This is a genomic window from Mesorhizobium sp. B2-7-1, from assembly GCF_006440735.1.
Lineage (GTDB): Bacteria > Pseudomonadota > Alphaproteobacteria > Rhizobiales > Rhizobiaceae > Mesorhizobium.
Map to the genome: position 1 here is coordinate 47,274 of NZ_VFUA01000003.1, position 24,224 is coordinate 71,497.

29 protein-coding genes are annotated in these 24,224 nt (G+C 63.9%); 13 read left to right on the top strand and 16 right to left on the bottom strand.

Features of this window, described 5'->3' with window-relative positions:
- Nucleotides 1-4: 4 nt before the first annotated feature.
- Nucleotides 5-1,573, bottom strand: a complete 1,569-nt coding sequence (gene bchE / locus FJ471_RS02095; protein WP_140801520.1) for a magnesium-protoporphyrin IX monomethyl ester anaerobic oxidative cyclase — start codon at nucleotides 1,571-1,573, stop codon at nucleotides 5-7.
- Nucleotides 1,574-1,759: 186 nt separating this feature from the next.
- On the opposite strand from bchE, the gene FJ471_RS02100 reads away from it, so the two are divergent.
- Genes FJ471_RS02100 through FJ471_RS02110 form a run of 3 tightly spaced genes read left to right on the top strand, consistent with a single transcriptional unit; the run spans nucleotide 1,760 to nucleotide 3,437 of the window.
- Nucleotides 1,760-2,143, top strand: a complete 384-nt coding sequence (locus FJ471_RS02100) for a hypothetical protein (RefSeq protein WP_140801521.1) — start codon at nucleotides 1,760-1,762, stop codon at nucleotides 2,141-2,143.
- Nucleotides 2,140-3,099, top strand: a complete 960-nt coding sequence (locus FJ471_RS02105; protein WP_181179094.1) for a helix-turn-helix transcriptional regulator — start codon at nucleotides 2,140-2,142, stop codon at nucleotides 3,097-3,099. The genes FJ471_RS02100 and FJ471_RS02105 overlap by 4 nt, the downstream gene beginning before the upstream one ends.
- A complete protein-coding gene (locus tag FJ471_RS02110; protein WP_140801523.1) occupies nucleotides 3,096-3,437 on the top strand; it encodes a hypothetical protein in 342 nt (113 codons plus the stop codon). Before FJ471_RS02105 ends, FJ471_RS02110 begins: the two co-directional genes overlap by 4 nt.
- An 11-nt stretch (nucleotides 3,438-3,448) precedes the next feature.
- On the opposite strand, the gene FJ471_RS02115 is transcribed toward FJ471_RS02110, so the two are convergent.
- Nucleotides 3,449-3,925, bottom strand: coding sequence for an Lrp/AsnC family transcriptional regulator (locus tag FJ471_RS02115; protein WP_140801524.1), 477 nt, complete (start codon nucleotides 3,923-3,925; stop codon nucleotides 3,449-3,451).
- 136 nt (nucleotides 3,926-4,061) lie between these two features.
- Between FJ471_RS02115 and phhA the strand changes: the two genes are divergently transcribed.
- Nucleotides 4,062-4,898: a phenylalanine 4-monooxygenase gene (gene phhA / locus FJ471_RS02120; RefSeq protein ID WP_140801525.1), complete on the top strand. Its 837-nt coding sequence runs from the start codon at nucleotides 4,062-4,064 to the stop codon at nucleotides 4,896-4,898.
- 459 nt (nucleotides 4,899-5,357) lie between these two features.
- Here the strand turns inward: phhA and FJ471_RS02125 are convergent, their stop codons facing one another.
- From FJ471_RS02125 to FJ471_RS02135, 4 genes are all read right to left on the bottom strand, one after another.
- A complete protein-coding gene (locus FJ471_RS02125) occupies nucleotides 5,358-5,846 on the bottom strand; it encodes a MarR family transcriptional regulator (protein ID WP_140801526.1) in 489 nt (162 codons plus the stop codon).
- A gap of 345 nt (nucleotides 5,847-6,191) precedes the next feature.
- Nucleotides 6,192-7,631: a GMC family oxidoreductase gene (locus tag FJ471_RS02130; protein WP_140801527.1), complete on the bottom strand. Its 1,440-nt coding sequence runs from the start codon at nucleotides 7,629-7,631 to the stop codon at nucleotides 6,192-6,194.
- Nucleotides 7,628-7,786 carry a hypothetical protein gene (locus tag FJ471_RS34690; RefSeq protein WP_181179096.1) on the bottom strand — a complete coding sequence of 53 codons (159 nt, stop codon included), beginning with the start codon at nucleotides 7,784-7,786 and terminating at the stop codon, nucleotides 7,628-7,630. The genes FJ471_RS02130 and FJ471_RS34690 overlap by 4 nt, the downstream gene beginning before the upstream one ends.
- Nucleotides 7,787-8,060: 274 nt before the next feature.
- Entirely contained in the window at nucleotides 8,061-8,822 is a 762-nt protein-coding gene (locus FJ471_RS02135) for a GGDEF domain-containing protein (RefSeq protein ID WP_140801528.1), read from the bottom strand.
- Nucleotides 8,823-8,972: 150 nt separating this feature from the next.
- On the opposite strand from FJ471_RS02135, the gene FJ471_RS02140 reads away from it, so the two are divergent.
- The gene (locus FJ471_RS02140) at nucleotides 8,973-9,680 is read left to right on the top strand and encodes a pyrimidine 5'-nucleotidase (RefSeq protein WP_140801529.1); all 708 of its coding nucleotides are present in this window, start codon (nucleotides 8,973-8,975) and stop codon (nucleotides 9,678-9,680) included.
- Between the two features lie 267 nt (nucleotides 9,681-9,947).
- Here FJ471_RS02140 and FJ471_RS34695 read toward each other — a convergent pair whose 3' ends face one another.
- From FJ471_RS34695 to FJ471_RS02155, 3 genes are all read right to left on the bottom strand, one after another.
- On the bottom strand, nucleotides 9,948-10,442 hold the full coding sequence (locus FJ471_RS34695) for a hypothetical protein (RefSeq protein WP_181179098.1): 495 nt from the start codon (nucleotides 10,440-10,442) through the stop codon (nucleotides 9,948-9,950).
- Nucleotides 10,442-10,894, bottom strand: a complete 453-nt coding sequence (locus FJ471_RS02150) for a hypothetical protein (RefSeq protein ID WP_140801530.1) — start codon at nucleotides 10,892-10,894, stop codon at nucleotides 10,442-10,444. Before FJ471_RS02150 ends, FJ471_RS34695 begins: the two co-directional genes overlap by 1 nt.
- Nucleotides 10,895-11,089: 195 nt before the next feature.
- Nucleotides 11,090-11,389 (bottom strand): hypothetical protein, encoded by a 300-nt coding sequence (locus FJ471_RS02155; RefSeq protein WP_181179100.1) that lies wholly within the window; start codon nucleotides 11,387-11,389, stop codon nucleotides 11,090-11,092.
- 295 nt (nucleotides 11,390-11,684) lie between these two features.
- On the opposite strand from FJ471_RS02155, the gene FJ471_RS02160 reads away from it, so the two are divergent.
- Nucleotides 11,685-12,350 carry a sensor histidine kinase gene (locus FJ471_RS02160; RefSeq protein WP_140801531.1) on the top strand — a complete coding sequence of 222 codons (666 nt, stop codon included), beginning with the start codon at nucleotides 11,685-11,687 and terminating at the stop codon, nucleotides 12,348-12,350.
- 296 nt (nucleotides 12,351-12,646) lie between these two features.
- Nucleotides 12,647-13,270: a response regulator transcription factor gene (locus tag FJ471_RS02165; RefSeq protein ID WP_246684573.1), complete on the top strand. Its 624-nt coding sequence runs from the start codon at nucleotides 12,647-12,649 to the stop codon at nucleotides 13,268-13,270.
- A gap of 128 nt (nucleotides 13,271-13,398) precedes the next feature.
- Here the strand turns inward: FJ471_RS02165 and FJ471_RS02170 are convergent, their stop codons facing one another.
- Nucleotides 13,399-14,244, bottom strand: a complete 846-nt coding sequence (locus FJ471_RS02170; protein WP_140801532.1) for an LOG family protein — start codon at nucleotides 14,242-14,244, stop codon at nucleotides 13,399-13,401.
- A gap of 144 nt (nucleotides 14,245-14,388) precedes the next feature.
- On the opposite strand from FJ471_RS02170, the gene dapD reads away from it, so the two are divergent.
- The 3 genes from dapD to FJ471_RS02185 all read left to right on the top strand — a co-directional run bounded on the left by dapD (nucleotide 14,389) and on the right by FJ471_RS02185 (nucleotide 16,452).
- The gene (gene dapD / locus FJ471_RS02175) at nucleotides 14,389-15,243 is read left to right on the top strand and encodes a 2,3,4,5-tetrahydropyridine-2,6-dicarboxylate N-succinyltransferase (protein WP_140801533.1); all 855 of its coding nucleotides are present in this window, start codon (nucleotides 14,389-14,391) and stop codon (nucleotides 15,241-15,243) included.
- Nucleotides 15,244-15,371: 128 nt separating this feature from the next.
- Nucleotides 15,372-15,743 (top strand): DUF805 domain-containing protein, encoded by a 372-nt coding sequence (locus FJ471_RS02180; RefSeq protein ID WP_181179101.1) that lies wholly within the window; start codon nucleotides 15,372-15,374, stop codon nucleotides 15,741-15,743.
- A 7-nt stretch (nucleotides 15,744-15,750) separates the two neighbouring features.
- A complete protein-coding gene (locus FJ471_RS02185; protein WP_140801535.1) occupies nucleotides 15,751-16,452 on the top strand; it encodes a hypothetical protein in 702 nt (233 codons plus the stop codon).
- A 101-nt stretch (nucleotides 16,453-16,553) separates the two neighbouring features.
- Here the strand turns inward: FJ471_RS02185 and FJ471_RS02190 are convergent, their stop codons facing one another.
- On the bottom strand, nucleotides 16,554-17,588 hold the full coding sequence (locus FJ471_RS02190; RefSeq protein ID WP_140801536.1) for a 2-dehydropantoate 2-reductase: 1,035 nt from the start codon (nucleotides 17,586-17,588) through the stop codon (nucleotides 16,554-16,556).
- Nucleotides 17,589-17,765: 177 nt separating this feature from the next.
- Between FJ471_RS02190 and dapE the strand changes: the two genes are divergently transcribed.
- Both dapE and FJ471_RS02200 read left to right on the top strand, forming a co-directional pair.
- Nucleotides 17,766-18,965 (top strand): succinyl-diaminopimelate desuccinylase, encoded by a 1,200-nt coding sequence (dapE, locus tag FJ471_RS02195; protein WP_140801537.1) that lies wholly within the window; start codon nucleotides 17,766-17,768, stop codon nucleotides 18,963-18,965.
- 2 nt (nucleotides 18,966-18,967) lie between these two features.
- Entirely contained in the window at nucleotides 18,968-19,573 is a 606-nt protein-coding gene (locus tag FJ471_RS02200) for a transporter (RefSeq protein ID WP_140801619.1), read from the top strand.
- Here FJ471_RS02200 and truA read toward each other — a convergent pair.
- Genes truA through def form a run of 4 tightly spaced genes read right to left on the bottom strand, consistent with a single transcriptional unit; the run spans nucleotide 19,570 to nucleotide 22,413 of the window.
- Nucleotides 19,570-20,361: a tRNA pseudouridine(38-40) synthase TruA gene (gene truA, locus FJ471_RS02205; protein ID WP_140801538.1), complete on the bottom strand. Its 792-nt coding sequence runs from the start codon at nucleotides 20,359-20,361 to the stop codon at nucleotides 19,570-19,572. The genes FJ471_RS02200 and truA overlap by 4 nt on opposite strands.
- A gap of 24 nt (nucleotides 20,362-20,385) precedes the next feature.
- Nucleotides 20,386-20,892, bottom strand: coding sequence for an N-acetyltransferase (locus FJ471_RS02210; protein ID WP_140801539.1), 507 nt, complete (start codon nucleotides 20,890-20,892; stop codon nucleotides 20,386-20,388).
- Nucleotides 20,889-21,824 carry a methionyl-tRNA formyltransferase gene (gene fmt / locus FJ471_RS02215; protein ID WP_140801540.1) on the bottom strand — a complete coding sequence of 312 codons (936 nt, stop codon included), beginning with the start codon at nucleotides 21,822-21,824 and terminating at the stop codon, nucleotides 20,889-20,891. Before fmt ends, FJ471_RS02210 begins: the two co-directional genes overlap by 4 nt.
- Nucleotides 21,825-21,882: 58 nt before the next feature.
- Nucleotides 21,883-22,413 (bottom strand): peptide deformylase, encoded by a 531-nt coding sequence (gene def / locus FJ471_RS02220; protein WP_140801541.1) that lies wholly within the window; start codon nucleotides 22,411-22,413, stop codon nucleotides 21,883-21,885.
- 103 nt (nucleotides 22,414-22,516) lie between these two features.
- On the opposite strand from def, the gene FJ471_RS02225 reads away from it, so the two are divergent.
- Entirely contained in the window at nucleotides 22,517-23,770 is a 1,254-nt protein-coding gene (locus FJ471_RS02225; protein ID WP_140801542.1) for a DNA recombination protein RmuC, read from the top strand.
- 17 nt (nucleotides 23,771-23,787) lie between these two features.
- Here FJ471_RS02225 and FJ471_RS02230 read toward each other — a convergent pair whose 3' ends face one another.
- Nucleotides 23,788-24,192, bottom strand: coding sequence for a GFA family protein (locus FJ471_RS02230; protein ID WP_140801543.1), 405 nt, complete (start codon nucleotides 24,190-24,192; stop codon nucleotides 23,788-23,790).
- Nucleotides 24,193-24,224 lie beyond the last annotated feature (32 nt).

Below are 24,224 nucleotides of genomic sequence, written 5' to 3' on the forward strand. Positions count from 1 at the left end.
ATTATTATCCGGCTAATCTCTTTTCATCCGGCTCGGCTCTACCTTCCAAAACAGGTAGAGCCGGCTTGCGGGCCGTCCGCCTGACGACCATCGATTCCTCCTCGGCGTCCTGCGGCGCGCCCCAGAATTCGGCTAATGTCGGGCCATCCGTGACGCGGGCGTCGCGAGCGAGAAAGCCCCAGACCTCGCGGAACCAGACGCGGCGGCCCATCCTGGTGTACCAGCGCATCGAATGACGCTGCTCCGGGTCGGGGTGGAACAGGATGCGCGCCAGCGCCTTCGGCCGCGATTGCGCGGCGACTTCGATCAGCTTGACGGCGAAGAACAGCATCCAGGGCTTCAGCCGGGTCATCGCCAGAACCTGGTGCTTGTAATCCCAGAGGCGAACATCCTTCTGGATCACCTTGCGGTCGCGGGCGATGCGGAAGAACGGCGTCCAGCGATGCGGCGTCACATAGAGCGCCTGGATCTGGTCGGGGTCGTAGGCGATGAGCTGGCGGAAGCCGCGCCAGAGATCGCGCAAGGTCTCGTCCTCGAAGCCGGCAACCCAGGTCGCCATCGACAGGATGCCGTGCTGCCTGAGCAGCCGGATCGCTTCGCGATCGGACTTGGTGCTGCCGCCCTTGCGGATCAGCGACAGCGTCTCCTCGTCGGTGTTCTCCATGCCGAGCAGCCATCGAATGACGCCGGCCTTTCGGTAAAGATGAAGACTATCGGCGTCGCGCACGATATCGTCGGCGCGGGTCGAGCCGACGATCAGCACCGGCACGTTCTCGGCGATCATGGCGTCGAGAAAGGCGCGCCAGGCCTTCTTCGAGGAGGTCGGGTTCTCGTCGGCCAGGTTGATCAGCTCGACGCCGTGCTCGCGATGCAGCCAGGCGATCTCCCTGGCGAACTTGACCGGGTCGCGGTGCCGCCAGCGGGTCCAGAAGCCGCGCTGGCCGCAATAATTGCACAGATGCGGGCAGCCGCGCGAGAACTGCATGACCACCGCCCGCTTGCCGCCCCAGTAGGAGTAGCGGCGATGATCGATCAGCTCCCAACCGACGCGCCAGGCATCGAGATCGGCAATGGTCATGGCCGGTTGCGTCGCGACAGGACGGCCGAGATCGTCGCGATAGGCGATGCCGGCGACGCTCGCCACCGGCTGGCGCATCTCGATGGCCTCGACCAGTGCCGTCGCGGTCGCCTCGCCCTCGCCGCGCACGATGAAGTCGAAGACGTCGCTCGCGGCGAGGATGTCGCGCCAATGATAGGTCGGAAAGACACCGCCATAGATGACGATGACGCCCGGCGCCCGGGCCTTGATCATTTGCGCGATCTTCAAGGCCGTCGGATGGGCCGAGGTCGAGCCGGAATGGCCGATCAGGACGAAATCCGGATCGCCACCGAGAACATCGTCGACCAGCACGCCGAGCGGCATCGGCCCGAACTCGGCGTCGACGAGGCGCACCCGGTGGCCGGAATCGATCAGCGGACCGCCGATCGCCAAGAGGCCGAGCGGCGGCAGATGGTCGTTGGGCACGCGGCTGCCTATGGCCGTGTGCGGCGGATTGATCAGCACGATGTTCATGGCGGACCTCTTGCGGTGATGGTCCGCGAGTCCTAGCCTTCCACCCGGGGTGGGAATTGGCTTGGGTTCGGCAATTTTGGTGCAGCATCTCCGCAAAAATCATCCGCGGTATGTGGCCGCCGCGCGGCTCTCCACTGATCAATCTGGACATTTTATAATCCAGGGATTATATTCTCGGAGAAGACGGTGAGAATCTGGGTGCGCAGCGGACCCGGTTTTCACGCCGGAAACGAGATTGAGCAATGGTTGCGCCAAGTCATCGACAGCGACCACGCCGCAGCGGTCATCGGTTGTCTTTATGAACTCGCAGACATCGGGCGAAACGGGTTCATCGAGAGGCGAGGTCTCTGGCAGCGGGAGGGCTTCCAGGACGTTTGGACCTTCCAGTCGATGTCGTTCCGGATCGCGGCCACGATTCCAGGCGACGGACGCGCCCAGACATTCGATTTTTGCCTTGTCGGATCCGAGCGGGCGACGGGGCCGGATGGCGGCAAGACGACAAAACCGGCATTTCTCGACCTGGTGAGGTGGCGATTGTCGGTCGGATCGGAATTGGAATGGATCCTATGAGCGACCACAATTCGAGGCTGCTCGGCGAAATCGAGCAGGACAGCGCCTATGCCGCCCCTCTGTTGCGCGTGCGCGCCGCTCGCGAGACCGCGGCGCTATTGCGCGGCTTGCGCAAGCAGGCCGGCCTGACCCAGCAGGCGATTGCCGCCAGGCTCGGCGTCAGCCAGGCGCGCATCTCGCAGGTGGAAAGCGGCGTGCTGGATTTTCTGCCGCCTCTGGATTTCATCTATCTGTTCACCGACGCGTGCGGCGCGCGGCTGAGCTTGCATGCCGAGGAGAAGAACGCGGTGACTGCCGCAGCGCCGATGCGGGCCGTGGCGACTCCAACGGCCATGGCGGCTGGACTTGCGGAAGAGCCACTGGCCGAGCGTTGGCGGGCAGAGGCCGACGCCGGAGAAGCCAGGGTAGCAGACGTCGCCGCCCCGGCGCGCCTGCGGACCTATCGCATAGCCGCGCGCGGCACCGCGCTGGGGCCCGAAACGATAACCCGCGACATCCCCGATGCCGGCGACGAGGCGTTGCGGCATCTCGACGACAATGGGATTGCCAGGGTTGGTGTCCGCCTGCGCGAAGGAGACATCCTCGTCGGCAAGACGACTCCCATCAGCGACGACTCGACGGAGAGCCCGGAAACCCGACTGCTGCGCGCCATCTTCGGCGAGAAGGGACCGGTACGCGATACATCCCTGCGCATGCCTGCCGGAACCACCGGCACCGTCGTGGCGGTGCATGATGGCAGTCGTTCGGGCGAAAGATCGGTCGCGGTCGACGTCGCGCTCGAGGAAGCGCGCGAGTTTGCCGTTTCGAGGGAAGCCGCGCCGGAGGCCATTCCCGAAAGTCTGGAAATTCTGACCAGGGAGATGGAGTCGCGGAGAGCGGCCATCGGGACGCCGGCCTCAGTCGCGCCGGCCGAGCCGATCCCGGAGCCGCCGCGGACGCTCAAGGAAAGCGAGTGATAAGCGGATCGGCGACATGGCTGTTGCTAGGGGGCGGCGTTTGCGGCTTCGTCTCGGCCATCCTGTTGGCCGCGCCAGCTTTCCGATCGATCGACTCGCGAGGCACGCTGATCAAGCTCGGCGGACTGAAGCTCACGATGAAAAACCAGGAACTGCTCGCCGCGCAGGAGAACGAATTGCTGGAGAAGGCGCTGCAGGAGCTGAAGCAGGAAAGGCGTTATCTGCGGCGGGGACTGGCATTGCTGGCGCTCTCATTCGCCCTGACAACCGTCGGCACGTGGATCGACAGCACCAATCCGGCCGAGCACGGCAAGACCGAAGCCGGTTCGCCGTCCTGACCGATTGCCGATTACTTCCGCAGATGGCTGAGCGGCACGTGGCCCGGGCCTTTGATGTTCTGCAGCACCAGTTGCGTGTGGACGTCGCGCACGCCGGGCAGGCGCATCAGCCGGTGCATGACGAAGGCGTTCAAGTCGTCCACCGACGGCACCATGACATGCAGCAGGAAATCGTGGTCGCCGGTCATCGTCCAGCAGGACGAGACCTCGTCCATGCGCTGCACGGCGGCGATGAAGCTTTCGGGCGAACCGTCGCTGTGGCTGACCAACCGCACCTGGACGAACACCTCGACCGTCAGGCCGACGGCGCGACGGCTGAGCACGGCGGCAAAGCCCTTGATGACGCCGGTTTCCTGCAGGGCCTCGAAGCGGCGCGCGCAGGGCGTGGTCGACAGGCCGATCTCCTGCGCCAGCTCCGAGACGGGCTTGCGCCCGTCGCGCTGCAGGATGTCGAGCATCTTTATCTCGAAATCGTCGAATTGAGGCATGTCTTATCGATCTTTCCTTAATCGGAGTGACTTTACCTCAGAATCCGCCGTTAAGCTACAAACAAGGCTGATTTGCCTCCTCGGCCGCCCCTAAACTTCATTTCACGATCCGCGGATCACGATCTTCGAGGAGGAAATGATGACGATCAGCGTTACCGATTACGCCGCCGAATGTGCGGCGCAGGGCCTTCGCGGCGACTATTCGGTCTGCCGCAGCGATTTCACCGTGGCGCAAGGCTATGACTATTCAGCCGAGGAACAGGCAGTATGGCGCACGCTGTGCGATCGCCAGACGAAGCTGACCCAGAAGCTCGCGCACCGTTCCTATCTGGACGGCGTCGCCGCGCTCGGCCTGCTCGATCGGATTCCGGATTTCGACGAAGTGAGCGAGAAGCTCACCAGGCTGACGGGCTGGGAGATCGTCGCGGTGCCTGGCCTCATTCCGGCCGGCCCCTTCTTCGATCATCTCGCCAACCGGCGGTTCCCGGTCACCAACTGGCTGCGGACGAAAAAGGAGCTCGACTACATCGTCGAGCCGGACATGTTCCACGACTTCTTCGGCCATGTGCCGATCCTGACCCAGCCGGTGTTCGCCGATTTCATGCAGATGTATGGCGAGAAGGCCGAGGACGTGATTGCGCTCGGCGGCGACGAGATGATCACCCGGCTCTACTGGTACAGCGCCGAATACGGCCTCATCCAGGAAGCCGACCAGCCGCTGAAGGCCTTCGGCGCCGGGCTGATGTCGTCCTTCACCGAGCTGCAATTCGCGGTCGAGAGCAAGGACGCCCACCATGTGCCGTTCAAGCTCGAGACGGTGATGCGCACCGGCTACGAGATCGACAAGTTCCAGCGCGCCTATTTCGTGCTGCCATCCTTCGATGCGCTGCGCGATGCGTTCGCCGGCGGCGATCTCGCCGGCATCGTCTCACGGTTCAAGGGTCAGCCGGCGCTCGACCCGGCGACGGTCTGAGGTCGGTTTTCGCCCAACCGACGTTTCAGGGCGGCTCGGTTGCCGATAGGCGCTGAGCCGCTTTGTGCTTTTGCGATTAGTTTCCCAGCATAGGATTTTGACCGGTTGGCTGTGTTTGCGTTGGCAGGCGGCATGCTTGGAGATTGGCCGAAACGCCCATCCAGTCGTCATCCACGGGCGGAGCAAGGAGCGAAGCGACGCGCGCAGATCCGAGGATCCATTCGCGTCGCATGAGCGCTGCTGCGGTGCAGAATTCTGCTCCGCTGCACCTTTAGATCGAGGTAACGGAATGGATTCCGGAGTCTCCGCGACGCCGCTTCGCGGCTGCTCCGCCCTGGAATGACGGGGTTGGAAGGCTTCAGCCAATCCCCAGCGTTTGCAGCGATTTCACGGAAAGGAACGGTGAAATCTTACCTGTCGAAAAGCGGCAACGCAAAAATCCCTGTGCAGAACCACTAGTCATGCTTTGTCGGGCTCGGCCTTGATCCGCGCCAGTTGCTCGCTCTGCAGCTCGAGCGCCGCATTGATGAAGCGCAGTACGGTCGCCAGCTCCGCATCGCTGAAGCTCGCCACCACCTTCTCGCCCTCGCGCGCGATCGTGCCGTAGTAGCGCTCCGACAGTTCCCTGGTCTGCGCGGTCGCCTCGATCACCACCTTGCGCCGGTCCTCCAGGCTGCGGGTGCGGGTGACGTAGCCGCGCGCCTCAAGCCGATCGATCAGCGCCGTCACCGCAGCCGGCGTCAGACCCGTTGCCGCCGCCACGGCGCCGGCCGATTGCGGCCCGGCATAGAGCAGGCCCAGGCAATGCCGCTCGGCCGCGATCAGCCCGAGCCGCGCGCCCACCGCCTCGTCATAGGCCTGCGTGGCGTCCTGCCAGCGCATGACGGCGAGGCCGACGTCTCTGGCCATTTCATCGCGTTTCGTGCTTGACGAGTTTATTTCGATCATCTAACTATCAATCTGCATAACATTCAGGTTATCGTATCAATATGCGATGACGCTTTTTGCAAGGCAAGGGCAAAGTCGCCGACAAGGAGTGAACAATGAGCTTGGATTCAACAGCACACCCCGCTCTCGAACGAGGAGGAATACAAATACGCCAAGCTGGCGATGGAATGGTATGGCTGGGGCTCGCCCATCGGCCTCGGCATCCTGCTGGTGGCGCTTGCCGCTGCGGCCGTGCTGGTGCGCATCGCCGTCTACGGACTGTAAGCGAGCTGGCATTCCTCAAAAGACGCGCCAGGGCGGCGCCGGTCGCCAGTCCAGGTGCCGGCGCCGCCGGCGTTTCGGAGATCAGACGGCGATCACCTTGCCGAGATGCTCGCCGAGGCGGCAGGCGAGCGCGGTGATGGTCGTCGTCGGGTTGCACTGGCCCGACGTGCAGAACACCGAGGAGCCGCCGATATAGAGATTGTCCATGCCGTGCACCTTGCAGTTGGCGTCGACGACGCTCTTCAAGACATCGGTGCCCATACGGGTGCCGCCCATATGGTGGTGGCCCGCCGTCTCCTCATTGGTCGGGTAATCGCCGCCATTGCTGATCCAGTCGTCGATGCGGACGCGGCCGAGATTCTTCTGCGCCATGGTCGTGCCGAAAAGCTTCAGGCCCTCGAGCAGCGTGCGGCGCTCGAGCGGCGACTTCTTCCAGTGCAGTTCGATGCGCGGCACGCCGGCGTGGTCGACATCGGCCTTCGACAGCTCGATCTGGTTCGAGGCGAGGGGCGCCTGCTCCCAGGCGACATAAAGCTGCGCGGCGCAGCGCAGCTTCTGGTCAAGCTGGGACGACATCCACTCCGCCATGTTGGGCGCCGTGCAGGCGAGGTCGGCGATCAGCTTCTTGACATTGGGATAGGGCGACTCGATCAGACGGATGCCGAAATTCATGATCTGCAGCCGCTCCATCGCGGCAAGCGTCGGCGAAAAGAAGGCTTCGTTCGAGTCGTCGGCCTCGAACTCCGTGTAATTGGCGAGGATGGCGTTGCCGCCCTCGAAGGTCGGATGCTCCATCCAGTAGCGACCGAGCGCCGCCGCGTTCGGCACCACGCCACCATTCGACCGCTCGTTCGACCATAAGAGCAGCCGCGAGTTCTCCAGCCCGCCGGTGCAGGTGACGAAATAGTCCGCGCTGAAGCTGCCAGCGTCCTGGCCGTTCGACCACAGCTTCGCGCCGGTGACGCGCTTGCCGTCGCCGGTAAGCTCGGTCGCATAGGTGTTGAGCACAACGGCGATGTTCTTGCTCTTGTCGAGCTCGTCGGCGAATTTCTCGCCGAAGCGCACTGCCGGGCTCTTGATCAATTGCACCCAGCGGATGTCGTCCGAAACCGGGACGTCCGGACGGAATGCCGGAAGCTCAAGGATGTCACGAACTTCGCCGAGATAGGGCTCGATATCGGCGCGGCTGATCGGCCAGCCGGTGTCCGGCGCCCATGCCTTGGGCTCGAAATCCTGCTTGTCGAGCACGCGGCACCAGCCGGCCCAGTGGTTGGATGAGCCGCCGATGAAGCGCAGCCTGGTGATGTCGAGGTCGAAGTAGAAATCGCCGACCGTCTTGCCACGGTAGAAATCCTGCGACTCGTCGCTGAATTCGCGTGAGCCGGCCTCCAGGACGACGACCGGAATGCCGGCCGAGCCCAGCTTCCTGGCGATCGTCGTGCCGGCCGGGCCGGAGCCGAGGATGCAGACCTTGGGTTTGAAGCCCACCTGCTTATAGGCTTCGTAGCTGTCGAAGATCATGCGAGGTCGCTCCGCCGCAGGATCCAGCCATTGATCTCGACGATTTCATCGGGGTCGACCACGGGCTGCTGGCTGCGGAACAGCGACAGCGCGGGCAGCGCGATCAGCGCCTGCACGATGGCGCGACGCGACATTTCTCTTACGAACTTGCTCATGACACGTCTCTCGATAGGGTCTTCGATCCACGCATGCCGTTCCTGAACGGCACAGATGCCGCCGAGAAGGCTAATTCCGTGCCAAAGCTAGGTGAAAACGCCGTTACACGAGAAAGTTTAGCGCGGTTGAGTATGGACATGGTTAGGGTTTTCCTAAAGCGCGTCGCGCTGAACCCGATTCAGCCGCCGCGCTTTTGAGTTTTTGTTTGATGCATGTCGTTGTCCCAAAGCCGCTGCGCTTTTGGGCGACATGCATGACGCCCGCGGCGAGGTTTCAAGCCGCTTCCGGAAGCTCGCGGTCGAGGATCGAAAGATTGCGGCCGCGATTCTTGGCCTCGTAAAGCCTGCGATCGGCGGCGCGCATCAAATCGGAAACGGTCGCGCTCTCGCCGCAGCTTATGCCGCCGATCGAGACCGTGAGCGGCACGGTCCGCTCATCGACGGGGCGGAAACGGATCAGCTCGACCTCGCGGCGGATGCGCTCGGCGATATGCTTGGCTTCCGGTTCGCTGGCGCCGACCAGGAACGCCGCGAATTCCTCGCCGCCGATGCGGCCGAGCACGTCGCCGCTGCGAATGCCGCGTTCGATGGCGCCGGCGATCAGAAGCAGCGCTTCGTCTCCCGTCAGATGACCGTAGCCGTCATTGATCCTCTTGAAATGATCGGCGTCGATGATGAGCAGCGCGCCGCGATCGCTTTTGCGCCGCGACCCGTCGAGCGCGGCAAAGAAGGTTTCGCGGTTGAGCATGCCGGTCATGTCGTCGCGGCTTGCCTTGTCCGACAGGCGCCGGTGCGCCGCCGCGAGCTGCGCGTGGGCCCGGGCAAGCTCGCGATGGGCATTCTGCAACCGGTCGCTCTGCCAGAAGCTGCTGGCGCTGGCGCCCCAGGCGAGCACGAGCGGGCAAACCGTCGAGGCCAGCCAGACGGTGCGGCTCATCGGAAAGCCCATTGCCGGAACCACAATCAGCGTCAACAACAGCGAGACGGCGACCGAAGCGAACGCCACGGCAGCGGCCTTCAGAAATATGCGACTCATCATTTGCTCCCAACGGAGAGCTTCTGTGCCAGCAAGCGCTGAAGGCGACCTTTCCAAGACTTTTAAAATTTGAAGTGAGACGCCATTTTCACACTTTGTGACGCGCATAAGTTGTGGATAAATTCAGCGTCGGCATGCCATAAGAAATCCATGACAACGACACCCGATCCCACCCGCTTCGCCCATGTCACGGACTGGGTGTTCGACCTCGACAACACGCTCTATCCGCATCACTCGAACCTGTTCGCCCAGATCGACGTGAAGATGACCGCCTATGTCGGGGAGCTGCTGACGCTTTCGCGCGACGAAGCGCGCAAGCTGCAGAAGGAACTCTACCTGGAATATGGCACGACGCTGAACGGGCTTATGAAGCGGCACGGCATCGATCCCGACGATTTCCTCGAGAAGGTGCATGACATCGACTATTCCAGGCTGGTGCCGGACCCTGTGCTGGGCGCCGCGATCCGCCAGCTTCCGGGGCGCAAATTCATCTTCACCAACGGCGATCGCAGGCACGCCGAACGCACCGCGCGCCAACTCGGCATATTGGAGCATTTCGACGCCATCTTCGACATCGTCGCGGCGGGGCTCAACCCCAAGCCGGAGCGCCAGACTTATGAGCGCTTTGCCGAATTGCACTCGGTGACCGGACATAATGCGGTGATGTTCGAAGATCTGGCGCGCAATCTGGCCGTGCCGAAAACGCTCGGCATGACGACCGTGCTGGTGGTGCCGCGCAATTTCGAGCCGACCTTTTCGGAGATCTGGGAACGCGACCCGGCAAATGAGGACGACGTCGATTTCGTCACCGACGACCTCGCGGGCTTCCTGACCGCGATCGTCGACGTCGTGGCCTGAACTATGTTTGCATAGGCACGCCTTAGCGATGGGCCGAAACGCCCATCGCGATCGTCATCCACGGGCGGAGCAAGGAGCGAAGCGACGCGCATAGACCCGAGGATCCATTCCGTGACTTCCGGGCGTTGCCGCAGTGCAGAATTCTGCTCCGTTGCATTCCACGGCCTAAGAGCAATTCCAGGAAAAGTGTGAGCGGTTTTCCGTCCGGAATTGCGTCAAAACAAAGAGATAGAGCGGGTCGCCGTTTCCGTGAAACGGTGAACCGCTCTAGTCGAAACCCGGAATCGTGCCGGGGGGCAGTCCCAGTCGGCCGTTCAGCTCCTTCAAAAACCGGCACAAGCCCGGATTGCCCGCGGCTCCCGTACCGTTGCCATTGCCGTCGGACGAGTAGCCGTTGCCGTGGCCATTGCCACAATTGGCGTTGCCGTTGAAGCTGCCGCCATTGAAGTTGCCGCTGAAACTTCCGGCATTGCCGTTGCCGTTGAAATTGCCGCTGTTGCCATTGCCGTTGAAGTTGCCGGTATTCCCATTGCCATTGAAGTTGCCAGTATTCCCATGGCCGTTGAAATTGCCGGTGTTGCCAAGGCCGTTGGCGATGCCGACGCCGATCGGAAGGTCGGAAATCCTGACCAGGGTCGAGGCGTCGGCGGCCAGGAACGCGGCAAGCAGCGTGCCTAGCGCGAGGCCGTTGCCATCAAACAGCTTCGCCGCCGCCCGGCGCTTCCGAGGCCGAACGGACGCGGATGATCTCAAGCCGGTCATCAGTGGTTTCCCCGGCCGTTGTGGTTGCCGTTGAAGCCGCCGACATTGCCGTTGCCGTTGAACGAGCCGCCGTTGAAGTTGCCGTTGCCGGCACCGATGTTGCTGTTGCCGTTATATTGGCCGGTGTTGGAGTTGCCGTTGAAGGCGCCAATGTTGCCATTGCCGCTTGTCGGCGAGGTGTTGCTGTTGCCGTTGAAAGCGCCGACATTGCCGGTGCCGCTGTTGAAGGCGCCGACATTTCCGGTGCCGCTGTTCTTGTAGCCGAGATTGCCGCCGAAGCTGCCGAGCGGGTTCATGCTGCGTACGTTCGAACCGATGGCTTGGCCGTATTTGCCGACCGCCCCCTGGACAGCCGACATGCCGAAGGCCTGGCTGCCGGTCGTGGGGTCAGCCTTCGCCGCGGTTGCACTCAACAACCCCAGGCATAGCGCAGGTATGACGTAACGTTTCATCTGCGAGCTCCTTCCATGGCTTAGCTTTTGAAATTGGGACCTGTTTCGAAAAGAACCGGGCTTCAAAAAAGGACTGGGACCGCCGGCGACATGTCGCGATAGCCTTGCGCGGGGGACGGGCGCGTGGCTCGGCGATCCCAGAGACCTCAGCGTCTTTCCAAGTCAAGGCTTGGCGACGCTGCGGTTTGGACGGCGCTAGTGGTTCGCGTTGCCGTTTCCGTTGCCGTTGCCGGCGCCCCGGTTGCCGTTGCCGTTGGCATTGCCGTTGCTGATGCCGAAGTTGCCGTTGCCGTTGATGTTGCCGTTTCCGAGGCCGAAGTTGCCGTTGCCGTTGAAGTTGCCGTTGAAGGCGCCGGTATTGGCGTTGCCGTTGCCGTTGCCGTTGCCGACACCGACATTGCCATTGCCGTTGCCATTGCCGCTACCGACCGAAAATGCGGATGCCGAACCGGTCAGAGCCGACAGGACGGCCGCGGCCAGAATGAGCTTTCTCATGACGTTCTCCTTGGTTTGCGTTGAGCTTCCCGGCCAGTTCAAGATGACCGGGAGGACGCTTGAAGGATGCACGCAGAAATAGCGTCGATACATTCGGGCTGATCGGCAGGCTTCGTCGGTTTTTGTGCTGATCCCATGTCAGGAAAAGTTGAAGTAATCGGGAAAAAACTGACAGGCACAACCGCATCTGGCGGGTGTATATTATACGGACATTCATGCCTTTTCTCGCCGACCCGCAGGTGACTTGCGACCCCCCGCGACGGCAATGGGAAGAGAAGGTTGATGTGGGTGGGGTATGACTACTACAGGCAAGGACGATACGGCCCTGCGCCGTAGGCTGGCGCGGCGTTTGATTGTCGTGCAGGAAGAGCAGCGCCTGCGCCTGTCGCGCGAGCTGCACGATGATCTGGGCCAGATGCTGGCCAGCATCGCGCTCGAATTGCACATCGTTCGCGCCGACTCGCGGGACATGGACGCCCGCCTCGAACGCGCGGCGATGCTTGTCGACCGGCTTAGCGCCCGGGTGCATGACGCCGCCTGGAGCCTTAGACCCGCGGATCTCGATCGTCTCGGCCTGCAAGCCTCGGTCGAGGACCTGGCCAGCGTGCTTTGCGGCCAGCTCGGCATTCAATGCGAGATGGACCTCGAAGCCCTTTCAAGCCCGCTGCCCGCCGAGATCGCGCTCACGCTTTACCGGATTGCGCAGGAGGCTCTCACCAATATCGGCAAGCATGCCGCGCCAAGCCGCGTAAGCGTCACGGCGCATATCCAGGACGATCGGATGCGCCTGACGATCGAGGACGATGGCCACGGCTTTGACGCCGGCGCCGAGCCCGGACCCGGCCATCTGGGGCTTGCCGGAATGAGAGAGCGCCTTGCGCTGGTGGGCGGCAAATTGTCGGTTGAAACCGCCAAGGGCAGGGGGACCACCCTCTACGCCGATGCGCCCCTCGCCGGCTGATGGACAGTTTTCGCATCGATGTGATCAAGCCGGAAATGGCTTCTTCCGTGGACGTAAGGATTACGTGAAGCGCCGCACATCCCGGACTTTAGTCCCGGCTTATAGTCCAGGCATCATGGGTTAGGCGGGGATGGCTTTACCCGCAGCGGCCGCCTCCGCGGCTTGCCGAGACAGACGGGCGTCCCGCATGAGGCGGGGCAGTTGCCTAGACCATCAAGAACAAGAGGGCCTCTTCCAGGTGAAGGACCCTTTCATCGACTGATGGAGGTTTTAAGGTGTGCTGCAGGCGGATATTTGTGGTCGACGACCACCCGATCATCTTGTCCGGGGTCGGCGCGATGATCAACAGCCAGGACGATCTGACGATCGTCGGGCTGGCCGGAAATGCCGAGGATGCCCTCGAAGGGATCGGCAAGGCGCTGCCCGATGTCGCCGTGGTCGACATATCGCTTCCGGGCGTCAACGGAGTCACGCTCATCGAACGGCTCGGCGAGCGTTTTCCCGAGGTCAGCTGCATAGCGCTGACGGCGCATGAGGACCCCGGCTGCCTGCGCCAGGTGCTTGCGGCCGGCGGGCGCGGCTTCGTGGTCAAGCGCTCGACGGCGACGGATCTGCTGCAGGCCATCCGATGCGTGTTGGCGGGCGACAACTATGTCGATCCGGCACTCGCGGCGCGGCTGCTCAGCCCGCGCAGCGTCCCGCAGGGCGATCCTGGCAATCTCAGCGACCGGGAGCGGTCGGTCATCCAGCTGGTGGCGCTCGGCTACAGCAACAAGGAAATCTCGTCCCGGCTCAACCTCAGCATAAAGACGATCGAGACCTACCGCACGCGGGCAACCGAGAAGCTCGAGCTCCGCTCACGGGCGGCCATCGTGCGCTTCGCGCACTCGAATGGCTGGCTGGTCGAGCTGCCGGTGTGAGCAGACCGAGCCGGGATGCCGTCCCGGGTAGAGGAATTGGAGAACTGAGGAATTGAAGAACCGGAGAACAGACGAACGATCCGAACGTCCTTTTTCCTCAATTCTTCAGTTCTTCAATTCATCAGTTCCTACTCCCCCAACTTGTAGAAGCGGCGGATGATGTCCCAGGCTTCGTCGGCCGTGTCGACGAAATCGATGATGTCCTGATCGCCGGGCGAGATCGTGCCCTGCTCGGCGAGGAAGTCGAGATCGATAGCCCTTTGCCAGAACGCCTTGCCGAACAGGATGACCGGGACGCGTTCCATGCGCCCCGTCTGGATTAGCGTCAGCGTCTCGAAGAACTCGTCCATCGTGCCGAAACCGCCCGGAAACACCGCGACGGCCTTGGCGCGCATGACGAAATGCATCTTGCGGATGGCGAAGTAGTGGAAGTTGAAGCAGAGCTCGGGCGTGACATAGACGTTTGGCGCCTGCTCGTGCGGCAGCACGATGTTCAAGCCGATCGACGGCGCGCCGACATCGTCGGCGCCGCGGTTGCCGGCCTCCATGACGCCAGGTCCGCCGCCGGTCACGACGACATACTCACGATAATAGGAGGTGGCCGACTGCTGCGAGCACAGACGGGCGAATTTGCGCGCCTCCTCGTAATATTTGCTGTTCGCCTCGAGGTTCTTCTTCTGCGTCTCGTTCTTCGCCGCCCAGGCCTCGCCGCCCGGTTCCGGCAGGCGGGCGCCGCCGAACAGGATGACGGTCGAGCGGATGCCGCGTTCGGCCAGGATCATTTCGGGCTTCAGCAGCTCGAGCTGCAGCCGCACCGCGCGCAATTCGCGCCGCGTCATGAAGTCGGGATCGTTCCAGGCCAGCCGGTAGGTTTCGGCACGTGTCTGCGGGGTATCCGGCACGCTTTTCGAGCGTTCCAGGTCCTCGTCCGAATGCGGCAGCGGCGTCCATCCCGCCTTTTCCATGGGAGTCATCGAATCCACCCGTCCAATTCCTTTACTTGCGCCGTCCCGTGACGCAGGCGCGATTGACCCCCATTGAGCCTTAACATAGGGTCCGCGCGACTTTTAAACAGGTTAAGGCGCAGCCCCTTAACAGCTTGGTAATGGAGCGAAATCATGTCGAAGCCCGATCTGGCGAGCCTCGAGAAGACCATCGAAAAGGCCTTCGAGGAGCGCGACACGATTTCGACCGCGACGCGCGGCGAGACGCGCGACGCCATCCAGGCGGCGCTCGACCTGCTCGATCGCGGTGTTGCCCGCGTCGCCGAGCGGCGGGACGACGGCAAGTGGCACGTCAACCAGTGGCTGAAGAAGGCGGTGCTGCTCTCCTTCCGGCTGAACCCGATGGAGATCATCAAGGGCGGTCCCGGCCAGGCGGTGTGGTGGGACAAGGTGCCGTCCAAGTTCGACGGCTGGAGCGCCGTCGACTTCGAGAAGGCCGGCTTCCGCGCCGTGCCGTCCTCGATCGTGCGCCGCTCGGCCTATGTCGCGCCGGGCGCGGTGCTGATGCCGTCCTTCGTCAATGTCGGGGCCTATGTGGATTCGGGCACCATGGTCGACACCTGGGCCTCGGTCGGCTCCTGCGCCCAGATCGGCAAGAACGTGCATCTTTCGGGCGGCGTCGGCATAGGCGGCGTGCTGGAGCCGATGCAGGCCGGCCCAACCATCATCGAGGACAATTGCTTCATCGGCGCGCGCTCGGAAGTGGTCGAAGGCTGCATCGTGCGCGAAGGCTCGGTGCTCGGCATGGGCGTGTTCATCGGCCAGTCGACCAAGATCGTCGACCGCGCCACCGGCGAGGTCTTTTACGGCGAGGTGCCGCCGAATTCGGTGGTGGTCGCCGGATCGCTGCCCGGCAAGCCTTTCCCGAACAACGAGCCGGGCCCGAGCCTCTACTGCGCCGTCATCGTCAAGCGCGTCGACGCAAGGACCCGTTCCAAGACCTCGATCAACGAATTGCTGCGCGATTGATCCTGCCTAAAGCGCGTCGCGATCTTTCAGATTCGCTCCCTGCGCTTTAGGTTTTTGATCTTGCGCATGTCTTTGTCCCGAAACCGGTTCCCACTTTCGGGAGACATGCTTTGACGGAGCGGACGCGGTTGTCTGAAAGATCGCAATTCCTCTGGCTGTTCTTCAGCCTTTCAGGGCGGCTGAGCCCGGTCGCCTATGCGCTGGCCGGGGTTTTGCTGGTGCTTGTCCAGTTTTTCCCGTTCTACCAGTTCGCGCGGGTGGAGCTGAACACCACCGCCAGCCAGAATTGGGCCATGATATGCTGGGGCGTGCTGCTGATCTCGGCCTGGGCCACCTTCGCCGTGACGGCCAAGCGCTTCCATGATTTCGGCAAGCCGACCTATTTTGCGCTGATCTCGCTCATCATCGGTCCGATCCTGCTGATCATCCTGGCCTGCTTCCGCGGCGATCCCGGACCGAACCGCTACGGCAGGCGCACCAACGCGCCGGGCGATAGCTGAGGTCGCCATGCGCTATCGCACGCTCGACCCGGCGCGGATCATCGAGACAGCCCAAAGGCTGGAGGAGCGCGTCGCCGAGCGTTTCCCGGAAAGGGGCCTCAGCGCCGTGGCAGCCGAACTGGTGTCGCTGTCGGGAGACCTCGCCAAGGCCGCCAGGGAGCTGGAAGCGCCGATCTGGTGGCTGCGCGGCGTCATCGTCGCGGCCTTCATCGCCGGCGTGGCGATGTTCCTGTTCGTCGGCACCATCCTGCCGCTCGACCGCATTTCGGGCGCCGACGATGCCGTGCAGTCGATGCAGGGCATCGAAGCGACGATCAACACGGTGATCCTGGCGGTGCTTGGGCTTTTGGCGCTGATCCGCACCGAGGAGCGGATCAAGCGCAAGAAAGTGTTCCGGCAGCTGCACGGGCTGCGCTCGCTGATCCATGTCATCGACATGCATCAATTGACCAAGGATCCGGCGACCTTGTCGGCCGATTTCAAGCCGACCTCGCATTCGCCCGCCCGCATCACCAACGCCGGCGACCTGGCGCGCTATCTCGACTATTGCTCGGAAATGCTGTCGATCACCGGTAAGATCGCGGCGCTGTTCGCGCAGTCGGTCAACGACGACGTCGTCGTCAATGCGGTCAACGACATCGAGAACCTGTCCTCCAACCTGTCGCGCAAGATCTGGCAGAAGATCACGCTGATCGAGGACCGACGATAGAGCGTTTCGCTGTTTCATGGAAACGGTGAAACGCTCCATCTCTTTTGTTGTGACGCAATTCCGGACGGAAGGTTACGGCGAAGGCGCCGAACTTAACCGCTTCACACTTTTCCTGGAATTGCTCGGACCTTCTCCGGCGTCAGTCCCGGCGGACCGCGCTTTTCCGCTTCCGCCTGACGCACCAACGCCGCGACGCGTTCGTTGACCGGCGTCGGGATGCCCCTTTGCTTCGCCAGGCGAATGACCGCGCCCTGCAATTCGCCGATCTCGGTCGGACGGCTGCGTTTCAGGTCGTCCCACATCGAAGAGCGCGCCCGGGGGTCGATCGCCAGCATGCGGCGCGCCAGGAGGCCGAACAGCCAGTCGGGCAGCCGCAGCGCTTTCGGCAGCAGCGACGGCGGCAGGCCGGTGATGCGCGCCGGCGCTATGCCCGCCGCCCGCATCGCCGCGAGCGCCTCGTCGATCTGGGCGGCGAGGATGGCGCGCCAGCTTCGGTCGGCCAGTTGCCTTGCCAGCGGCAGGTCGGAGAGCGCCACCAGGGCATTGTTGAGGTTCATCAGCAATTTGCCCCATTGCACCGCCTTCATGTCGGCGCGCGCTTCGACGGCAAGCCCATCGACGTCGAGCAGGCCGGCAAGGCCATCGACGCCGTCGCCGATCATCACCTCGCCCTGGCTGGCGCGATGCGCACGCAGCGGCGCCTCGCCATCGGGCGACAGGACGACATTGAACATGACCATGCCGGTCAGCACCCGCCGTCCGGGGAGCGCGGCGCGCAACCTGTCGGCATTGTCGACGCCATTCTGCAGGCTGACCACCACGGCATCCGGGCGCGCGTGGGCGGCGATCAGCCCGGCCATCTCCGCGGTTGCGCCGCTCTTCACCGTCACCAGGACGATTTCCGCGCCGGACAGTGCCGCCGCCGGATCGCCGGTGGCCGAAAGCGCTTGCGCCGCGACGCGGCGGTCGCGGCCGTCGAGATCGCTGACGCGCAGCCCGCTTTCGCGCATGGCCTCGACGACGCGGCCGCGGCCAAGGAAGACGACCTTGCGTCCGGCGAGCGCCAGGCAGCCGCCGACATACAAGCCGATGCTGCCGGCGCCAGCTATCGCGATGGCGCTTGTTTCACTGGCCATGCATTCGTCCTCGCTTGGCCCACGACTTGCCATGATGATGCATGTCGTTCTCCCGGAACCGCCGCACACTTCCGGGCGACATGCATTTATACGCCATGAAAACCATATTGTCGGCGGCATGACCGGCGATCATCTGCCACCGTGACACGACAAACGCTTTCGACTATCGCTTTGCCCATGACATTGCCGACCGATCCCGCCGCGAATCTTGCCGCCCTGATCCGCTGCCCGTCCGTGACGCCCGCCGAAGGCGGGGCGCTCGCCGCGCTGGAGGACATGCTGAAGCCGCTCGGCTTCTCGGTCGAACGTCCCGTCTTCTCGGAAGACGGCACGCCGGACATCGAGAACCTCTATGCGCGCCGCTCGGGCAACGGCCCGCATCTGATGTTCGCCGGCCATACCGACGTGGTGCCGGTGGGCGACGAGGCGGCCTGGACGCATCCGCCCTTCGCCGCCGAAATCGCCAATGGCGAGATGTATGGACGGGGCGCCGTCGACATGAAGGGCGGCATCGCCTGCTTCATCGCCGCGGTGGCGCGCCATGTCGCGAAGAATGGCGGGCCGAAGGGCTCGGTCTCCCTGCTGATCACCGGCGACGAGGAAGGCCCGGCCATCAACGGCACCACCAAGCTGCTCGACTGGGCGGCGGCCAAGGGCGAGAAGTGGGACGCCTCGATCGTCGGCGAACCGACCAACCCGGATGCGCTCGGCGACATGATCAAGATCGGCCGGCGCGGCTCGCTGTCGGGCAGCGTCACCGTCAACGGACGCCAGGGCCATGCCGCCTACCCGCAGCTTGCCGACAACCCCTTGCGCGGGCTGATGAGCCTGGTCGATGCGCTGCTCCATCCGGTGTTCGACAAGGGCACGAAGGATTTCCAGGCGACCAACCTCGAAGTGACGTCGGTCGATGTCGGCAATCCGGCGACCAACGTCATCCCGGCCAAGGCGACGGCGATTTTCAACATCCGCTTCAACGACACCTGGGACGCCGAAACGGTCCAGGCCGAGATCCACAACCGGCTCGACCAGGCAGCGGGCCGCAAGAAATACCGGCCGGGCAAGAAGACGCCGGTCGACTACGAGCTCGTCTGGCGCGACCGGCCGAGCCATGTCTTCCTCACCCGCGACGACAGGCTGATCGACACGCTGGCGGGCTCGGTCAAGGCGGTGGTCGGCAAGACGCCGGCGCTTTCCACTTCCGGCGGCACGTCGGATGCGCGCTTCATCAAGGATTATTGCCCGGTGGTCGAGTTCGGCCTGGTCGGCAAGACCATGCATATGGTGGACGAGCGCGTCGCCCTTGCCGACCTCGAGACACTGACGCAGATCTACGAACGCTTCATCGAAGACTGGTTCGGACAAGGCCTTTCGTGACCATGCTTTCGGCGGACGAAACCTACGCTTCGCTGGCCGGCGCCTGGCGACTGATGTTCGGCAAGGCCGACGGCTTGCGCCTGCTCGACCTTTCGGCCGACGGTTTCTGGAATTCCTTCTTCGCCATCATCGTGGCTGCGCCGGCGCTGATCGTCGGCTGGGTCGGCATCGCCAATGAGATCGGCGACCCCGACGCCTTCGCCGGACGTCTCGGCATGCTGATAAGGCTGGCGACCGTCGATCTCGGCTCCTGGGTGCTGCCGCTGGTGGCGCTTGCGCTGGTCGCGCCGCGTGCCGGCATCGGCGGCCGCTTCGTCCACTATGTCGTCGCCTCCAACTGGGCGTCGGCGATCATCGCCTGGCTGATGCTGCCCTCGGCGCTGCTCAGGCTCTTCCTGCCCTCGACCAGCGACGTCAACAGCCTTGTGTCGCTGTTCCTGTTCGCGCTGTCGATGGTGCTGACCTGGCGCATGACCAACGCAACGATCGGCAAGGGCGCCGCTGTTGGTACCGCCGTGTTCGTCGGCATGTTCATTGCCTCGCTGCTCGTCCTGTTCGGCCTGCAAGCGCTGCTCGGCATCGACATACCGGACGGCACGACGGGCTAACTCGCGGTATCCTCGATCACGGCGGCGGGCTCTTTGGTCGCTTCCTGATAATCTACGCCGACGAGAAACAGCCCGTCCGGCGGCGCTACCTGGCCGCAGGCGGCGCGGTCGCGCGCTTCGAGGGCCGCCTTGAGATCGGCGGCGCCCCAGGAGCCGTCGCCGACGCGTCGCAAGGACCCCACCATCGAGCGCACCTGATTGTGCAGGAAAGAGCGGGCCGAGCTTCGGACCTCGATGAAATTGCCGCTGCGGCTGACGTCGAGGCGGTCGAGCGTGCGGACCGGGCTTTCGGCCTGACACTGGGTGGAGCGGAAGGTGGTGAAGTCATGCTTTCCAAGCAGCACTTTCGCCGCCTCATGCATGGCCTCGGCGTCGAGGCGCTTCGGCACCCACCAGACCTTGCCCTTTTCCAGCGCCGCCGGTGCCCGGCGGTTGAGGATGCGATAGAGATAGTGGCGGCCGATGGCGGAAAAGCGCGCGTCGAAATCGCCGGCGACGACGTCGGCTTTCAGGACGGCGACGCGCGCGCCAGCCGCCTGCAGATGGGCATTCACCGCATCGCGCACCTTGTCGCCCGGCCACGCTTTGGCGAGATCGACATGCGCCACCTGGGCGGTGGCGTGCACGCCGGCATCGGTGCGGCCGGCGGCACGTATTCTTACGTCCTGGCCGCAGAACTTTTCGATCGCCTGCTCGATCGCCTGCTGCACCGAGGGCTGGTCGGCCTGATGCTGCCAGCCGGCGAACCGGCTGCCGTCATATTCGATATCGAGCCGAAAACGCGGCATATTCTGCGGTCGATCCGCGCTCGCCTAAGCAGCGAGCGCGGTGAAAGCCGAAGCGTAGACCAGTCCGCCGGTCTCGGGCGCGTCGCCCCAGGCCAAAGCCTGCAGCGCCTCGCCCTGATACTCGCTCTCGAATCCGGCAGCGCGGGCATGGGTATAACCGAAGCGGCCGTAATAGACCGGATCGCCCAGAACCACGGCCAGCGTCTCGCCGGCCTCCTTGAGGCGGACATGCGCCTCGCGGATCAGCGCGCCGCCGATGCCGGTGCCATGGAAGGAGGGTTCGACCGCCAGCGGCGCCAGCGCGACGGCCGCGAAACGCTTGCCGCCATTCTGCACGTAGAGCCTGGAAAACAGGATGTGGCCGACGACCTGGCCGTCTTCCTCGGCGACCAGTTCGACGACGGCATCGCCGCCGGTGACAAGGGCATCGACCAGGCCGGCTTCCGCCTGCTGGCCAAAGGCATGCTCTTCGACGAGGCGGATCGCCTCGCGATCCCGCGGCGTCGCCGCGCGTATCGACATCATGCTCATGTGAGTTTCATTCCTTTTTCGATCTTGGCTCCGCGCAAAAACTCCTGCGCGGCGGCAGGCTTTCCGCCCGCCCGTTGAACTTCGACCAGCCTGACCGCGCCTGCCCCGCAGGCGACCGTCAGCCGGTCATCGAGAATTCCTCCCGACTCGCCGACGCCATCCGAGAGCGTCGAGCGAAGCAGTTTCAGCCGCTCCATGCGGCCGCCAATGTCGACCTCGCACCACGCACCCGGAAAGGGCGAGAGGCCGCGAATGTGATTGTGGACTTCGCCAGAAGGCCGCGTCCAGTCTACGCGTGTCTCCAATTTATCGATCTTTCGGGCGTAGGTCACCCCTGCGATCGCCTGCGGGGTAAATGTCAGACAATTTATCCCCAACTGCGCGAGCGCCTCGACCATCAGCGAAGCGCCTTGAGCCATCAGGCGGTCATGCAACTCGCCGGCCGTCATATCGGGTGCGATGGCGACTTTTTCAACCATTGCCACCGGTCCGGTGTCCAGACCCTCTTCCATCTTCATGATCATCATGCCGGTTTCGGCATCGCCGGCCATGATGGCGCGCTGGATGGGAGCAGCACCACGCCAGCGTGGCAAAAGCGAGGCATGGCCGTTGAGACAGCCAAGCCTGGTCGCCTCCAAAACGGCCTTCGGCAGCAGCAACCCATAGGCGACGGCCACCGCGACATCGGCCCGGAGAGCCGCGAAGGCCGCCTGCTCTGCCTCGCCCTTCAGCGACGTGGGCGTGCGCACTTCGACCCCCAGCCGCTCGGCCTCGCGCTGCACCGGCGAGGGCGTCAGTTCCAGCCCGCGCCGGCCGGCGGCGCGCGGCGGCTGCGTGTAGACGGCCACGATCTCATGGCCGGCCTCGGCGATGGCGCGCAAGGTCGGCACGGAAAAATCCGGCGTGCCCATGAAGATGACGCGAAGCGGCATGAGGTCCTGCGATCCTGTCTTGCGGTAGGCTCAGGTGCTCGCGCGGCCGAAACGGCCCTTAGCCCACCATCTTGCCCGGCACCTTGTCCTTGGCGAGCTTCTTGAACTTCCGCACCACCATGTCGCGCTTCAATTTCGAGATGTGGTCGATGAACAGCACGCCGTTGAGATGGTCGATCTCGTGCTGCAGGCAGGTGGCCATCAGCCCTTCCGCCTGCAGCTCCTGCAGCTTGCCGTCACGGTCGAGATATTTCACCCGCACGAAAGCCGGGCGCTCGACCTCGGCATAGTAGTCGGGGATCGACAGGCAGCCTTCCTCATAGACGGAACGCTGGTCGGAACTCTCGAGCACTTCCGGATTGATGAAGACATGCGGCTGAGGCTCCTCGCCTTCCTTGGCGAGGTCGATGACCAACAGCCGCCGCGGCTCGCCGACCTGGATCGCCGCAAGGCCGATGCCCGGCGCGTCATACATGGTCTCCAGCATGTCGTCGGCGAGCCTGCGCAGGTCGCCGTCGACGCGTTCCACCGGCTTGGAAACCTGGCGCAGTATGGGATCGGGAAGAATGATGAGCGGCTTGATCGACATGGCGTCTCACCTAAGACGTCGTTGGAAAAGCGTCAACCGGTGCGTCTCTGGCCTGTTCACGTTTTGATCTGTGCCAGCGGAGCGAATCGGTTATGCTGGCCACATGAACGACATGACCTCCCTCCTTTCGCAGCCGGTCGCGCGGCTCGGCGCCTCCACGATCACGCTCGGCCACGCGCTTGGTTTCGCCGTCGTCTTGTTTGTCGTGCTTTTCGCGGCGCTTGTCATCGCGCTGTGGCGCGCGGCCAAGGCGCGCGCGGTTGCCGCGGCCGAGGCGGCAGACCATGCCCGCGACACCGAGGCGCGCATAGCCGACGTCCTGCAGGCGCAGGCCGAGATGCAGGGCCGCATGGGGGCGATCGCCGAGGTGTTCGGAGCGCGGCAGGCCGAGCTCACCCAGTCGCTCGGACAACGGCTCGACGCCATGACCGGCCGCCTCGGCCAGACCATGACCGAGCAGACCAAGTCGACGCATGAAAGCCTGGCCAAGCTGCAGGAGCGGCTGGCGGTGATCGACACCGCGCAAGGCAACATCCAGTCACTCGCCGGCCAGGTCGTGCAGCTGCAGGCGATCCTCTCCAACAAGCAGACGCGCGGCGCCTTCGGCCAGTCGCGCATGGAGGCGATCGTCGCCGATGGCCTGCCGCATGGCGCTTACGAGTTCCAGGCTAGCCTTAGCAACGGCAGCCGGCCCGACTGCCTGGTGCGGATGCCGAACGGCGCGCCGATGCTCGCCATCGACGCCAAGTTCCCGCTGGAGGCCTGGAACGCCATCCGCGCCGCCGAGGGCGAGAGCATGCAGAAGGCGGCTGCGCAGGCGTTCCGGCGCGACATCGAGGTGCATATCCGCGATATCGCGGAAAAATACCTGATCCGTGGGGAGACGCAGGATACGGCTTTCATGTTCGTGCCGTCGGAATCGGTGTTCGCCGAGATCCACGAGAATTTCGAAGCGGTGGTGCAGAAGGCGCACCGCGCCCGCGTCGTCATCGTCTCGCCCTCGCTGCTGATGCTGTCGATTCAGGTCACCCAGTCGATCCTGAAGGATGCGCGGATGCGCGAGCAGGCGCACCTCATCCAAGATGAGGTCATCCGGCTGATGGAGGATGTGGCGCGGGTTGATGAGCGCGTGCGCCGGCTGCAGACGCATTTCGGTCAGGCGACGCGGGATATCGACGACATTCTCGTATCGACGTCGAAGGTGACCAGGCGCGGCCAGAAGATCGAGGCGCTGGAATTCGCGGAGGGCGAGACCGAGGCCGCGCGAAGTGCGGCGCCAAAGGCCGAAGCCGGCCCGCGGGTCGCCGATTCCAAGACAGGCCAGCTCAGGCTGCGGGTCGTCGAAGGCGACGAGTAGAGATCTTCGTTGACGCGCTACTGCTCTTCGACGATCCTCGTGCCCTCGAACTCCGGCAGCCAGTGCAGCGCCGAGCGGTGCCAGTATTGCGTCCTGGGCACCAGCTGGTCGCGCTGGCGCGACGTGCCGGCCCTGATGCCGTAGATTTTCGGACCATCGCCAACCGAGGTGGCATAGAGATGCGAGCCGCAATCGCCGCAGAAGCCCTGCGCCCGTTTTGCGCCGCTCGATCCGGTCTTGATGTAGACTTTCGGCTCGCCCCTCGTGATGCGGTAATCCTCCTCCGGCACGCGCACCGAGACGCGGAACGCAGTCCCGGTCAGCTGCTGGCAATCGATACAGTGGCAGATCGAGGTCTTTTCCGGATCGACCTCCGCCTCATAGGTGATCGCGCCGCAATGGCAGCCGCCGTCGATCTTCATCGGCTTTTCTCCTGACAAATTCGCTTCATCAA